The organism is Rhodococcus sp. 11-3, from assembly GCF_023704055.1.
In the GTDB taxonomy this organism is placed as follows: Bacteria; Actinomycetota; Actinomycetes; order Mycobacteriales; family Mycobacteriaceae; genus Rhodococcus; species Rhodococcus aetherivorans.
Genome location: NZ_CP080406.1, coordinates 3,650,434 through 3,664,624 on the forward strand (window position 1 = coordinate 3,650,434; position 14,191 = coordinate 3,664,624).

At 69.4% G+C, this 14,191-nt stretch carries 11 protein-coding genes and 1 tRNA gene; 7 read left to right on the top strand and 5 right to left on the bottom strand.

Going from position 1 to position 14,191, the window contains the following annotated elements; translation table 11 throughout:
• Positions 1-349 precede the first annotated feature (349 nt).
• Positions 350-1,780 carry a DUF1254 domain-containing protein gene (locus tag KZJ41_RS17035; protein ID WP_251549344.1) on the top strand — a complete coding sequence of 477 codons (1,431 nt, stop codon included), beginning with the start codon at positions 350-352 and terminating at the stop codon, positions 1,778-1,780.
• Positions 1,781-1,836: 56 nt separating this feature from the next.
• Here the strand turns inward: KZJ41_RS17035 and KZJ41_RS17040 are convergent, their stop codons facing one another.
• The 4 genes from KZJ41_RS17040 to KZJ41_RS17055 form a co-directional block, all read right to left on the bottom strand.
• Positions 1,837-3,546 (bottom strand): SulP family inorganic anion transporter, encoded by a 1,710-nt coding sequence (locus tag KZJ41_RS17040; RefSeq protein ID WP_256997113.1) that lies wholly within the window; start codon positions 3,544-3,546, stop codon positions 1,837-1,839.
• A gap of 205 nt (positions 3,547-3,751) precedes the next feature.
• Positions 3,752-3,826: transfer RNA gene (locus KZJ41_RS17045), tRNA-Val, on the bottom strand.
• A 34-nt stretch (positions 3,827-3,860) separates the two neighbouring features.
• A complete protein-coding gene (locus KZJ41_RS17050; RefSeq protein ID WP_006947670.1) occupies positions 3,861-4,325 on the bottom strand; it encodes a peroxiredoxin in 465 nt (154 codons plus the stop codon).
• A gap of 46 nt (positions 4,326-4,371) precedes the next feature.
• Positions 4,372-4,794 carry a DUF3052 domain-containing protein gene (locus KZJ41_RS17055; protein WP_006947669.1) on the bottom strand — a complete coding sequence of 141 codons (423 nt, stop codon included), beginning with the start codon at positions 4,792-4,794 and terminating at the stop codon, positions 4,372-4,374.
• A 356-nt stretch (positions 4,795-5,150) separates the two neighbouring features.
• On the opposite strand from KZJ41_RS17055, the gene aceE reads away from it, so the two are divergent.
• The 6 genes from aceE to KZJ41_RS17085 all read left to right on the top strand — a co-directional run bounded on the left by aceE (position 5,151) and on the right by KZJ41_RS17085 (position 13,588).
• The gene (gene aceE, locus KZJ41_RS17060) at positions 5,151-8,003 is read left to right on the top strand and encodes a pyruvate dehydrogenase (acetyl-transferring), homodimeric type (RefSeq protein ID WP_065922469.1); all 2,853 of its coding nucleotides are present in this window, start codon (positions 5,151-5,153) and stop codon (positions 8,001-8,003) included.
• Between the two features lie 42 nt (positions 8,004-8,045).
• Positions 8,046-9,359, top strand: a complete 1,314-nt coding sequence (locus KZJ41_RS17065) for a CdaR family transcriptional regulator (RefSeq protein WP_006947663.1) — start codon at positions 8,046-8,048, stop codon at positions 9,357-9,359.
• Between the two features lie 128 nt (positions 9,360-9,487).
• Positions 9,488-10,405 (top strand): ACP S-malonyltransferase, encoded by a 918-nt coding sequence (locus KZJ41_RS17070; protein WP_029544298.1) that lies wholly within the window; start codon positions 9,488-9,490, stop codon positions 10,403-10,405.
• Positions 10,406-10,520: 115 nt separating this feature from the next.
• On the top strand, positions 10,521-10,799 hold the full coding sequence (acpM, locus tag KZJ41_RS17075; RefSeq protein WP_006947659.1) for a meromycolate extension acyl carrier protein AcpM: 279 nt from the start codon (positions 10,521-10,523) through the stop codon (positions 10,797-10,799).
• Positions 10,800-10,807: 8 nt separating this feature from the next.
• On the top strand, positions 10,808-12,055 hold the full coding sequence (locus tag KZJ41_RS17080) for a KasA/KasB family beta-ketoacyl-ACP synthase (RefSeq protein WP_050035391.1): 1,248 nt from the start codon (positions 10,808-10,810) through the stop codon (positions 12,053-12,055).
• A gap of 99 nt (positions 12,056-12,154) precedes the next feature.
• Positions 12,155-13,588, top strand: a complete 1,434-nt coding sequence (locus tag KZJ41_RS17085) for an acyl-CoA carboxylase subunit beta (RefSeq protein WP_006947656.1) — start codon at positions 12,155-12,157, stop codon at positions 13,586-13,588.
• A gap of 70 nt (positions 13,589-13,658) precedes the next feature.
• Here the strand turns inward: KZJ41_RS17085 and KZJ41_RS17090 are convergent, their stop codons facing one another.
• Positions 13,659-14,165, bottom strand: coding sequence for a DUF3145 domain-containing protein (locus KZJ41_RS17090; protein WP_006947655.1), 507 nt, complete (start codon positions 14,163-14,165; stop codon positions 13,659-13,661).
• Positions 14,166-14,191: the final 26 nt, after the last annotated feature.

Below are 14,191 nucleotides of genomic sequence, written 5' to 3' on the forward strand. Positions count from 1 at the left end.
CGGTGAGGTACCGGACCCTGGACAGGCTGCTGGGCAGCGTGGGTTGCAGCAGCTGCTCGACGGCACCTATGACATCCCCGGCGTCGTGCGTACGCGCTACGGGGATACCCGTCACCATCCTCCAGGTCGGCCTCACCCAGGTGAGTGCGCTCCTTCCACCCAGGGCAGCGGTTCATGAATGCCACAACCGGCGACCGCGAGACCGTGACGGGTGTACCACGCCGTCCCGTGTTCCCTCGTCGATCCGGCACACAGTGAGGGCAGAGACGGCGCATCCTGAGTGGGTGGCGCGAGCCGTCGGGTCGGCGGCGGAGAATCTCGGCAAGGGCTATCGACACAGGAGGACGCGATGACCTCACCTGCGAACAGCACCCCGATTCCGCCCGGCATCGAGATGCCGGACGAGGTCCGCACCCGGTTGGGCACGCTGCGGTCCTTCGACGGAGTCCCGGACGACGAGACGACCCGGACACTGTTCGACAACCTGGACTTCCAGCGGGCGGTGCAGGCGTACCTGCTGGCGCAGCATCCGGTGTCGTGGGCGGCGTGGCGCCGGGGGCTGCTGCGCTGGGGCCCGGCGAACACCACGATGGCGCTCTGGGAGGACCTGTGCCACCCGTGCACCGTCGGACCGGCGATGCACACGACCGTTGTGTACTTCTACATGTGGATCGACCTCCACGATGGACCCCTCGTCCTGGACGCCCCGCCCGACGTGTACGGCCTGATCGACGACTCGTGGGGGCGCTGGGTCGTCGACATCGGCGCGACCGGACCCGACAAGGGCCAGGGTGGCAAGTACCTGTTCCTGCCGCCTGCATACGACGGCGAGGTCCCGGACGGCTACTTCGTGGTGCGGTCCCGTAGCTACGGGATGTGCCTCGTCTCGCGCGGTTTCCGCGACGAGCACGGCGACCCGCATCCGGCCGCCGACATGATCAAGGCGAAGACCCGGGCTTACCCGCTGGCTCAGGCCGACGACCCGCCGCCGATGCGATTCGTGAACGTCTCCTTCGAGCCGTGGGTCACCATCCCGGCCGCCGACTACCAGTACTGGGAGCTGCTCAACGAGGTGGTGCAGTCCGAGCTGCCGGAGTCATCCGACCCGGTCATGCTGGGGATGTTCGCCGCCGTCGGCATCCAGCACGGCAAACCGTTCGACCCCGACGAGCGGATGCGGGCAATCCTGACCGAGGCAGCCGCGGTCGGCGACGCGACCGCCCGCGCGCTCCTCTACCGGGTCCGCCAGCCCGAGGCACGCTACTACCCGGACGGCGCCTGGCGGGTCTTCCTCTTCGCCGGTTACCAGTTCCAGGACAATGGCGCCGCGATGCTCGACACCGCCGCCGCGCTCGGCTTCATCGGGAGCGGATCGAGTCCGGCGTACCTGACGGAGATGGTCGGCGCCGGATCGCAGTATGTCACGGCGTTCGTCGACGCCACCGACGCGCACTTCGACGGCGCCAGGACCTACCGGCTGCACGTCCCGCCGAACGTGCCGGTCAACACCTTCTGGTCGATCGTCGTCTACGACACCCAGACCCGGTCGATGCTGCAGACCGACCAGGAATGGCCCACCGTTGCCAGCGACCGCGACATGATCTCGAACGCGGACGGCTCCGTCGACGTCCACTTCGGTCCCGAACGGCCGGAGGGCAGCCGCAACTGGATCCAGACCCTGCCCGGCAAGAGCTGGTTCGCGATAGTCCGGCTCTACGGTCCGCTGGAACCGTGGTTCGACAAGACATGGAGACTGCCCGACATCGAACCGCTCGCGTAGCAACCGGGAATGGTCCGCCCTGACGGCCGGTGCCTCTCCACCGGCCGTCAGAGACGTCACGCCGACTTCTGGTCGGTGTCCGGCGGGTGGTCGAGCTTGCGACGGGCCGCGGTGACGGCCGCGTCGACGGTCGAGTGTGCGTCTGTAACGACACTGGCGATGCCGGTCGCGCTGAGCAGGTCGCGCACCTGGCCGATCTCGCCGGCGAAGAGCAGCCGAATGTGGTGGTGCGCGAGGTCGGCATACAGCCGGTCCAGCATCTCGACGGCGGTGATGTCGATTCCCGGCACAGCTGCGGTGTCGAGGACGACGGCCCGCGTGTCGTCATGGACATGGCCGCGTACGGCCGCTGCCACGTTGTCGGCGTTGGCGTAGATCAAGCCGGACTCGGGCCGCAGCACCACGATTCCGGGCTCAGTGAGCGCGTCGGGATGGCGCTGCAGGTCGACCCAGCGGCTCTTGTCCGGTGTGCGGCCCAGCTCGGCGACGTGGGGCCGCGAGGCCCGGAACAGCAGGAGCAGGACCGACACCGCGACACCGAGGAAGAGCCCGGGAAGGATGTCGAAGACCAGCACACCCACCATGGCGCTCGCCGCGGCGAGGAAGTCCGCGTACGCCGCGACGCCGTAGATCCGCCGCAGGCTCGGGGTCGCCAGGCGCGCGTACTTGCGCAGCGTCCGGAAGTCGACGAGCTTCGTCACGGCCGCGATCACCACGGCGGCGAGGGTGGCCTCCGGCAGGTTCGCGAACAGACCGGTCAGGAACAGCAGCGTCATCACCGTCAGCGCCGCCACGACGATGCCAGAGATCTGCGACACCGCCCCGGCCGAGACGTTGACCGCGGTCTTCGACAGGGACCCGTTGACGATCATCCCGGAGGACAGTCCCGCGCCGATGTTCGCTGTGCCCACCCCGAGCAGCTCCTGGTTCGGATCGATCTCGTAGTGTTCCTTGGCGGCGTAGTTCTTGGCTGCTCCGACGCCCTCGGCGAACGCCACCAGCAGGATCCCTGCCGCCGACGCGAGCAGCGTGACGTAGTCGGATCCAGGGAGGCCGGGGAGCCCGAGCGGAGGTAGCCCGCCTTCGATCCGCCCGACGATCTCCACTCCCTTGGCGTCGAGGCCGAGGACCGAGACGGCGACGATTCCCAGGACGACCGCGACCAGCGGTGCGGGCAGCCGGGGCGACACCCTGTGCAGGACCAGTACGACCGCAAGGGAGCCGGCGCCGACGGCCAACGTCCAGCCGTTCGTCCCACCCAGCGACGTGACCAGGTGCCAGGCTTTTTCGAAGAAGTCCCCCTCTCCCCTCGGGACTCCGAAGAGCTTCGGGAGCTGGCCGACGATGATCGTCAGCGCCAAGCCGACGATGAACCCCTTCAGCACCGGCTCGGAGATGAAGGAAGCCAGAAACCCCAGACGCAACAGCCCCGCGAGAATCCCGAGCGCACCGACCAGCAGCGCCAGACCGGCCGTCAGCGCTGCCGAATCGGCGTCACCGGAAATGCCGGCAACAGCAGCACCCGAAAGCGCCGCGGTGGCCGCCATCGGCCCCACCACCAGGTGCCGGGAGCTGCCGAACAGCGCGTAGAGGAGCAGCGCCGCGGGCGCGGCATACAGGCCGATCACCGGGGACACCCCGGCGATCGTGGCGTACGCGAGGGCCTCGGGCACCAGAACCGCCCACACCGTCAGGCCGGCCAGCAGGTCACGTCCCATCTGGTTGGCCCGATAGCCCTCGAACGACGTGAGCAGCGGCACCTTCACAACACGAGCACAGCAAACCCGGCCCGGCCACGACAGAGCCCAAAGACCCCGGGTGACGCCGCACGATCCCCGGCACACCGCGGCCCCGGCCTGGCCGTGTCCGCGGGTGTCAAGGTAAAGGCCCTGCAGTGGATGTCGGGTGGGCAGAATCCCCCTCGAGCGGTGAGGGACCGGCCGCTGACCAGGTCTTTCACCGCCACTCCCCTGGTGGGCGCGGAGGGTTTCGAACCCCCGACCGCTGGTGTGTAAAACCAGAGCTCTACCACTGAGCTACACGCCCGCAAATCCGACGGCTCGCGCCGCCGGACTGTGCCTCAGGACTTTAGCGCGGCCAGCGCTCGCACCCAAGCGCCCTGGTCACGGGGTTCGCCGGGCTGATTCTCCTCGGCGAACCGGATGATGCCGTCCTTGTCCACGACGAACGTGCCGCGGTTGGCGAAACCGAACTTGTCGTTGAACACGCCGTAGGCCTGGGCGACGGCGCCGTGGGGCCAGAAATCGGACAGCAGCGGGAACGTGTAGCCCTGCTCGGCGGCCCAGATCTTGTGCGTGGGCGAGGCCCCCACCGAGACGGCGATGATCGCGGTGTCGTCGTTCTCGTACGTCGGCAGGTCGTCCCGCACGGCGCACAGCTCGCCCTGGCAGACCCCGGTGAACGCCAGCGGGTAGAACACGAGCAGCACGTTCTTGTGCCCGCGGAAGCTCGACAGGGTCACTTCCTGGTTGTTCTGGTCCTTGAGTGTGAAATCGGGCGCCTCGGCACCCACCTCGATCGCCATCGCGTCGGTCGTCCTTACTTCGGTGGAGGTGAACTGAGCGGTGCGCTCAGCGCTTGGTGCGGGCGGCCTTCGGCTGCACCAGCCGGCTGCCCACCCAGTCGCCGAGGTTGGCGGTCGAGGTCTGGGTCAGGCCGGCGGTCGTGGCCGATTCGGCGATCTCGCTGGGCTCGACGTGATCCGCGCGGCCGGTCTTCGGGGTCAGCACCCAGACGACGCCCTCGTCTGCGAGCGGGCCGATCGCATCCATGAGCGCGTCGACGAGGTCCCCGTCGCTGTCGCGCCACCAGAGGAGCACCACGTCGACGACCTCGTCGGAGTCCTCGTCGAGCAGGTCCGATCCGATGGTGTCCTCGACGGCGGCCCGCAGGTCGTCGTCCGTGTCCTCATCCCAACCGAGTTCCTGAACCACCTGGTCGTGGGTGATACCGAGCTTCTGAACGTAGTTCTGGGCGTCCGCCGCGGCGACCACGGTGGTGTCCTCCTTCGGTTGGGCCGCGGGCCTGCCGCGTACCGGATGTCACGAGCGATTTTTCAAAGCGAACATCCTCGGGGGGCTCAACGCAAGCCGAATCGCAAGGAAAGTCACAACATTCTTCCGGGGACGTTACCGCGAGGAGCTCCGCACCGCCGATTCTGCCGCGCGGAGTCGAACGGTCCGGATACCCGCCTCGCGGCCGCTTCACACCCGGGGGGATGCCTCCCACCGCGCGATGGGGGAAGATGAGCAGTGCATCTCGTTCAGATGTCGATGAGTCGGCTCCCACAAGAGCCGGCCTACGGAGCGGGCGCCACACCTGCGCGCCCCACCACGATGAGGAGCAGACGTTGACAGACCTGATCCACGAGCCCGATTCCTCGACGAGCGCCGCCACACAAGGCGCCTCGGAAGCGGGATCCTCGCCGAACACCAGCGGGGCCTCCGACGGCCGCGTGCGGGTCATCCGCGAGGGCGTGGCCTCCTACCTGCCGGACATAGACCCGGCCGAGACCACGGAGTGGCTCGAGTCCTTCGACGGGCTGCTCGAGTCCGCCGGTCCTGCGCGTGCCCGGTACCTGATGCTGCGCCTGCTCGAGCGTGCCGGCGAGCGGCACGTCTCGATCCCGGCACTGACCTCGACCGACTACGTGAACACCATCCCGACCGAGAACGAGCCGTGGTTCCCCGGCGACGAGGAGGTCGAGCGTCGCTACCGTGCCTTCATCCGGTGGAACGCCGCGATCATGGTGCACCGCGCGCAGCGCCCCGGCATCGGCGTCGGCGGCCACATCTCCACCTACGCCTCCTCCGCGGCGCTGTACGAGGTGGGCTTCAACCACTTCTTCCGCGGCAAGGACCACCCCGGCGGCGGCGACCAGATCTTCATCCAGGGTCACGCCTCCCCCGGCGTCTATGCCCGCGCCTACCTCGAGGGGCGCATCCCGGCCGAGCAGCTCGACGGGTTCCGCCAGGAGGCCAGCCACGCCGACCAGGGCGGCGGCCTGCCGTCCTACCCGCATCCGCGGTTGCTGCCCGACTTCTGGGAGTTCCCGACGGTGTCGATGGGCCTGGGCCCGATGAACGCGATCTACCAGGCGCGGTTCAACCACTACCTGAACGACCGCGGCCTGAAGGACACCTCCGACCAGCATGTGTGGGCGTTCCTCGGCGACGGCGAGATGGACGAGCCGGAGTCGCGGGGTCTCGCGCACGTCGCGGCGACCGAGGGTCTGGACAACCTCACGTTCGTGGTGAACTGCAACCTGCAGCGCCTCGACGGTCCGGTCCGCGGCAACGGCAAGATCATCCAGGAACTGGAATCGTTCTTCCGCGGCGCCGGCTGGAACGTCATCAAGGTGGTGTGGGGTCGCGAGTGGGACGCCCTGCTGCACGCCGACAAGGACGGCGCGCTGGTCAACCTGATGAACGCGACGCCGGACGGCGACTACCAGACCTACAAGGCCAACGACGGCGCCTTCGTCCGCGAGCACTTCTTCGGCCGCGACCCGCGCACCAAGGAACTGGTCAAGAACCTCAGCGACCAGGAGATCTGGAACCTCAAGCGCGGCGGCCACGACTACCGCAAGATCTACGCGGCGTACGCGGCGGCGATGGCGCACAAGGGCCAGCCGACGGTGATCCTCGCGCACACGATCAAGGGGTACACCCTCGGCAAGCACTTCGAGGGCCGCAACGCCACGCACCAGATGAAGAAGCTCACGCTCGAGGACCTCAAGTACTTCCGCGACCTGCAGCGCATCCCGATCTCGGACGCCGAGCTCGAGGCGAACCCGAAGATGCCGCCGTACTACCACCCGGGCAACGACTCCCCGGAGATCCAGTACATGCTCGAGCGGCGGCGCGCGCTCGGCGGGTTCCTGCCCGAGCGCCGTACCGCCAAGGCCCCGCTGACGCTGCCCGACGACAAGGCCTACGAGGTGATCCGCAAGGGCTCCGGCAAGCAGCAGGTGGCCACCACCATGGCGCTGGTGCGCATCATGAAGGAGCTGCTGCGCGACAAGGAGATCGGTCCGCGCATCGTGCCGATCATCCCGGACGAGGCCCGCACCTTCGGTATGGACTCGTGGTTCCCGTCGCTGAAGATCTACAACCGCAACGGCCAGCTGTACACGTCGGTCGACGCGGAACTGATGCTCGCCTACAAGGAGAGCGTCGTCGGGCAGATCCTGCACGAGGGCATCAACGAGGCCGGTTCCACCGCATCGTTCACCGCCGTCGGCACCTCGTACGCCACGCACGGGTTGCCGATGATCCCGCTGTACATCTTCTACTCGATGTTCGGCTTCCAGCGCACCGGCGACGGGCTGTGGGCGGCGGCCGACCAGATGGCCCGCGGTTTCGTGCTCGGCGCGACGGCCGGCCGCACCACCCTCACCGGTGAGGGCCTGCAGCACGCCGACGGGCACTCGTTGCTGCTGGCGTCCACCAACCCGGCGGTGGTGTCGTACGATCCTGCGTTCTCCTACGAGCTCGCGCACATCGTCAAGGACGGTCTGCGCCGCATGTACGGCGGCACGGAGGGTGTCGACGGGTTCGGCGGCGAGAACATCTTCTACTACATCACCCTCTACAACGAGCCGTACGTGCAGCCGGCCGAGCCGGAGAACCTCGACGTCGAGGGCCTGCTCAAGGGCATCTACCTGTACCGGCGCGGCGAGGGCTCCGGGCCGAAGGCGCAGATCCTCGCCTCCGGTGTGCTCATGCCCGAGGCGCTGCGGGCGCAGGAAATGCTCGCCGAGGAATGGGGCGTGGCCGCGGACGTGTGGTCGGTGACCTCATGGGGCGAGCTGCGCCGTGACGGCGTCGAGTGCGAGCGGCAGGCGTTGCTCGACCCGGGTGCCGACGCTCCGACGCCGTACGTGGCCAAGGTCCTCGCCGACGCCGCCGGTCCGTTCGTGGCGGTCTCGGACTGGATGCGCGCGGTACCGGACCAGATCCGGCAGTGGGTGCCGGGCGACTACACGACGCTCGGCGCCGACGGGTTCGGGTTCTCCGACACCCGCCCGGCCGCGCGCCGGTTCTTCAACATCGACGCGGAGTCGACGGTGGTCGCGGTGCTCGCCGCCCTCGGCCGGGACGGCGCGATCGATCGCTCGCAGGCGGTCGAGGCGGCCCGGCGGTACCGCATCGACGACGTGGCGGCGGCTCCGGAGCAGACCTCGGATCCCGGCGTGGCCTGATCCGACCCGCTCCGCCGCGGGCGACGGGCGTAGTTTCGTCCCATGGTCGCAGAACCCGCAGAGCCGCGTCCGAGGCGGGCACCGGGCGTCCCTACCGGGCGTCCGGTGCCGCCGGCGCGGCCGGAGCGTGATCCCCTGCCCGACGCGCTCCTGCGCCGGGTCAAGCAGTTCTCCGGGCGGCTGTCCACCGAGGCCGTCCACGCCATGCAGGAGCAGTTGCCGTTCTTCGCGGATCTCGACGCGTCGCAGCGGTCCAACGTGCAGCTGATCATCCAGACGGCGGTCGTCGACTTCCTCGAATGGGTGCGCAACCCCGACAGTGATCTGCGGTTCAGCCTGGACGCGTTCCAGGTGATCCCGCAGGATCTGGCACGCCGGCTGACGCTGCGCCAGACCGTGGACATGGTCCGCGCCGCCATGGAGTTCTTCGAGCAGTGGCTGCCCGCGCTGGCGCGCAACGAGCAACAGCTCGTCGCACTGACCGAGGCGACGCTGCGCTACGGCCGGGAACTGGGCTTCGCCGCAGCCTCGGTCTACGCCAGCGCGGCCGAGTCCCGCGGCGCCTGGGACACCCGCCTCGAGGCGCTGGTCGTCGACGCGGTGGTCCGCGGCGACACCGGTTCGGACATGCTCTCGCGCGCCGCGACGCTGAACTGGGATGCGACGGCGCCGGCCACCGTGATCATCGGCACTCCCCCGCCGAACGAGGGTGTGTCGGTCGTGACGACCGTGCACTCGATCGCGCAGCAGCACGGCCGCGCCGCGCTGGCAGTGGTGCAGGGCGAGCGGCTCGTGATGGTGGTCAGCGGGGAGCTGCACGGCAGCATCGAGGCGATGACGTTCCGCTCCGAGCTGATGCGCAGCTTTTCCGACGACCCGGTGGTGATCGGTCCCACCACGCCCACCCTCGCGTCGGCGCACGCGTCCGCGGTCGAGGCGATGGCCGGCATGGAGGCGGTGGCCGGGTGGCGAGGAGCGCCGCGGCCGGTGCATGCGGCGGAACTGCTGCCGGAGCGGGCGCTGCTCGGCGACGCGGGGGCGATCGCCGCGCTCGAGGACGACGTGGTGGCTCCGCTCACCGAGGCGGGTCCGGCGCTGGCCGACACCCTCGACGCATACCTCGACTGTGGGGGTGCTGTCGAGACCTGTGCCCGACAGCTGTTTGTTCATCCAAATACCGTCCGGTACCGGCTCAAGCGGATCACAGAAGTCACCGGCCGCGACCCCACGAATCCCCGTGATGCTTACGTGTTGCGGATAGCCGCCACCGTGGGAAGGCTGGCTCGAAGTCATAACGAATTACGAACTCCAGTCCCACCAGTCTCCCGTTTCACACTGCGCGAACCGGGCACGTAACGGGAGGCGGCGTTCCGTCGATGGTGGACGCCGACGTGCTGTTTTGTGGGAACCCTACAAAACAGCAAGCGAGAGTTCATCCCTACCGACATCTCGCAAGGCCCTGTCCAGGGTGTTCTCTGATCATCGTGATTTCGCTGCTCGCCCCCGGTCAGGGCTCCCAGACACCCGGCATGCTCGCCTCCTGGTTGGAGCAGCCCGGCGCCCGCGATCGCATCCAGCTGTGGTCGAAGGCCTCGGGCCTCGACCTCGAACGCCTCGGCACCACCGCGACGGCCGAGGAGATCACCGACACGGCGGTGACCCAGCCGCTGGTCGTCGCGACGGCGCTGCTGGCCTACGAGGAACTCGAGGCCCGCAACCTCGTCCCGGACGACACGATCGTCGCCGGCCATTCGGTCGGCGAGCTCGCGGCCGCGGCAATCGCCGGGGTCATCAGCGCGGACGAGGCGGTCATGCTCGCCGCCGTCCGCGGTGCCGAGATGGCCCGGGCGTGCGCGATCGAGCCGACCGGGATGTCGGCCGTGCTCGGCGGCAACGAAGAGGACGTGCTCGCCCGGCTGGCCGAACTCGACCTGACGCCGGCCAACATCAACGCGGCCGGCCAGATCGTCGCCGCCGGTCGCCTCACGGCACTCGAGGAGCTCGCGGCGAACGCTCCGGAGAAGGCCCGGATCCGGCCCCTGCCGGTCGCCGGCGCCTTCCACACCGTATTCATGGCCCCGGCCCAGGAAGCCGTCGCCGAGGCCGCGGCGAAGATCGTGCCCAGCGATCCGACCCGCACGCTGCTGTCCAACTCCGACGGGGCACCTGTCACATCCGGAGCGGACGCACTGACCAAGCTTGCCGCGCAGGTCACCCGACCGGTGCGCTGGGACCTGTGCACCGCGACCCTGCGCGCGGCCGAGGTCTCGGCGGTCGTGGAGCTTCCCCCGGCCGGCACCCTGGTCGGCATCGCCAAGCGGGAGATGCGCGGCACGCCGACCACGGCACTCAAGACCCCTGAGGAGATCTCAGCGCTGGCCGAATCGCTCCGCGTCGGCTAGTTTGCTGCGCGCGCGTCGCGCAGTACGGGACCTGCCCTCGACGGGCACCCGGAATCCGGGCGGAATCCGCCACCCGGTCCGATCAGCAAGACGAAACGAAGAAGGGAGCCACAACGTGGCCGCCACCCAGGAAGAAATCATCGCCGGTCTCGCGGAGATCATCGAAGAGGTCACCGGCATCGAGCCCTCCGAGGTGACCGTCGAGAAGTCCTTCGTCGACGACCTCGACATCGACTCCCTGTCCATGGTCGAGATCGCCGTGCAGACCGAGGACAAGTACGGCGTGAAGATCCCCGACGAGGACCTCGCCGGCCTCCGCACCGTCGGTGACGCCGTCGCCTACATCCAGAAGCTCGAGGCCGAGGGCGTCCAGGCCACGAACGACAACGAGTGAGCTCAACCGTGACTTCCGCCTCTCCCCGCACCGGGACATTCCCCAACGTCGTCGTCACCAGCCTCGCGGCCACGACATCGATCGCTGGTGACGTGGATGCCACGTGGAAGGGCCTGCTCGCCGGTGAGAGCGGCATCGACACGCTGACCGGCTTCGTCGACGAGTTCGACCTGCCGGTTCGCATCGGCGGCAAGCTCAAGACCAGCCCCGACGAAACCCTCTCGCGCGTCGAGATCCGCCGGATGAGCTTCGTCGAGCGGCTCGCGCTGGGCCTCGGCCGCACCGTGTGGGAGAACGCGGGCAGCCCGGAGGTCGACCGCGAGCGCCTCGGTGTCGTCATCGGCACCGGTCTCGGTGGCGGCGAAGCGCTCATCGACGCCGTCGACAAGCTGCGCAACGACGGCTACCGCAAGGTGTCCCCGTTCGCCGTGCAGATGGTCATGCCGAACGGCCCGTCGGCGACGGTGGGCCTCGAGCTCGGCGCGAAGGCCGGCGTGCTGACGCCGGTGTCCGCCTGCTCGTCCGGCAACGAGGCCATCGCCCACGCCTACCGGATGATCGCGATGGGCGATGCCGACATCGTCGTCGCCGGTGGCGTCGAGGGCCAGCTCGACGCGGTCGCCACCGCCAGCTTCGCCATGATGCGGGCGCTGAGCACCCGCAACGACGACCCGAGCAGGGCGTCGCGTCCGTTCGACAAGGACCGCGACGGCTTCGTCTTCGGCGAGGCCGGCGCGCTGATGGTGCTCGAGACCGAGGAGCACGCCAAGGCGCGCGGCGCCACCATCCACGCCCGCCTGCTCGGTGCGGGCATCACCTCGGACGGATTCCACATCGTGGCACCCGATCCCGAGGGGACGGGCGCGGCGCGTGCCATGACGAAGGCCATCAGTGGCGCCGGCCTGTCGCCGTCCGACATCGGCTTCGTCAACGCGCATGCCACGGCCACACCCATCGGCGACATCGCCGAGGCGAAGGCGATCAATTCCGCGGTCGGCAACCATGCCGCGGTGTATGCACCGAAGGGAGCCCTGGGGCATTCGATCGGTGCGGTCGGCGCGCTCGAAGCGGTCCTGACGGTCCTGAGCCTGCGGGACGGGGTCATCCCGCCCACGCTCAACGTGGACAACCAGGATCCAGAGATCGATCTCGACGTCGTGAAGGGCGAAGCCCGTTACGGCCGGATCGATTTCGCGCTGAACAACTCGTTCGGTTTCGGTGGGCACAACGTTGCGCTCGCGTTCGGCCGGGCCTGACCCGACCGGACTTCGCTCGCCGTCGGGGTGGGGGTCTCGTCACGGGACCCCCACCCCCGGCGCCCATCCCCCGCTCTTGCCTTGCCCGAGGAGAACGCGATGACCGTCCTGGAACCTGCTCAGACGCGCGACGCCGCCGTCGACCCCCGCGATCCGCTCCGGCGGCTCGAGCGGCTGTTCGACGCGGGCACCCTGAGCCTGCTGCACCCCCGGGACAAGTCCGGCATGCTCGCCGCGATCGGTTCCATCGACGGCGTCCGGACCGTCGCGTACTGCTCGGACGCCACCGTGATGGGTGGCGCCATGGGCGTGGACGGCTGCAAGCACATCGTCGACGCCATCGACACGGCCCTCGAACAGGACGTCCCGATCGTCGGGCTGTGGCACTCGGGCGGCGCTCGGCTCGCGGAGGGCGTCGACTCCCTCCATGCCGTCGGCCTGATCTTCGAGGCCATGGTCCGCGCTTCCGGCCGGATCCCCCAGATCTCCGTGGTTCTCGGCTTCGCGGCGGGCGGCGCCGCCTACGGCCCCGCACTCACCGACATCGTCATCATGGCGCCCGAGGCCCGCATCTTCGTCACCGGCCCCGACGTGGTGCGCAGCGTCACCGGCGAGCAGGTCGACATGGAATCCCTCGGTGGGCCGGACACCCACACCAAGAAGTCCGGCGTCGCCCACATCGCCGCCCACGACGAGGACGACGCCCTGCACCGGGCCCGTCGCCTCGTGTCGATGCTCGCCGAGCAGGGCGAGTTCGACCTCGACGCCGCCCGTCGCGGCGACACCGACCTGCGGGCGCTGCTGCCCGAATCCCCCCGCCGCGCCTACGATGTCCGCCCGATCGTGCACGAGCTGCTCGACAACGTCGAGGGCGAGTCCACCTTCGAGGAACTGCAGGCCGGATGGGCCCGGAGCGTCGTCACCGGCTTCGGCCGGCTCGGCGGACGCACGGTCGGCGTCATCGCGAACAATCCGCTGCGTCTCGGCGGCTGCCTGGACTCCGTCAGCGCGGAGAAGTCCGCGCGTTTCGTGCGCCTGTGCAACGCCTTCGGCGTTCCCCTCGTCGTCATCGTCGACGTGCCCGGCTACCTGCCCGGCGTGAGCCAGGAGTGGGAGGGCGTGGTCCGTCGCGGAGCCAAGCTGCTGCACGCATTCGCCGAGTGCGAGGTGCCCCGCGTGACGCTGGTGACCCGGAAGATCTACGGCGGCGCCTACATCGCGATGAACTCGCGGGCACTGGGCGCGACCGCCGTGTTCGCCTGGCCGGACGCCGAGGTCGCCGTGATGGGCGCCAAGGCGGCGGTGGGCATCCTGCACAAGCGGGCCCTGGCCGCGGCGCCGGAGGAGGAGCGGGAGGCACTGCACGACCGTCTCGCCGCCGAGCACGAGGCCATCGCCGGCGGCGTGGGCCGGGCGATGTCGATCGGCGTCGTCGACGAACTGATCGACCCGGCGACGACCCGCAGCACCCTCGCCCAGGCGCTGGCCGCGGCTCCCGCGCGCCGCGGCCGCCACAAGAACATCCCGCTGTAGGCGGCTGCGCCGCCGGTGCGTCTTTCGGGTTGCCCCAGCAGCCCGAAGGACGCACCGGCCGCGCAGCGGCCTACCCCACGTTCCGGCGCAACCAGGTCACCTCGGCACCCTCGCCGCCGCTGCGGTAGGGCTCGAGCGCCTCGTCCCAGGCCGTTCCCAGCACCCGGGTCAGTTCCTCCTCGATGTTGCCGCCGGCGAGCAGCGCCCGCAGTCGCATCTCTCCGACCACGACGTCCCCGTTCGCGCTCGTGTTGCCGCGCCACAGCCCCAGTCCCGGCACGTGGCTGTAGCGCTCGCCGTCGACGCCGTCGCTGGGGTCCTCGGTGATCTCGAAGCGGATCATCGGCCACACCCGGAGGGCGTCGACGAGGCGTGCGGCGGTCCCCACGGGACCCGCCCAGTTCACAGTCGTGCGCAGTTGTCCGACGTCGACCGGTTGACCGATCCAGGTGAGATCCGGACGGCAATCGAGGGTGGCGGCCAGTGCCCATTCGATATGCGGGCAGACCGCAGCAGGCGACGAGTGGATGTAGACCACCCCGGTCGTCGCATCCGCGAACTGGTTCGACGCGCGCACTACACACCTCCACTTCGACGAGGGAC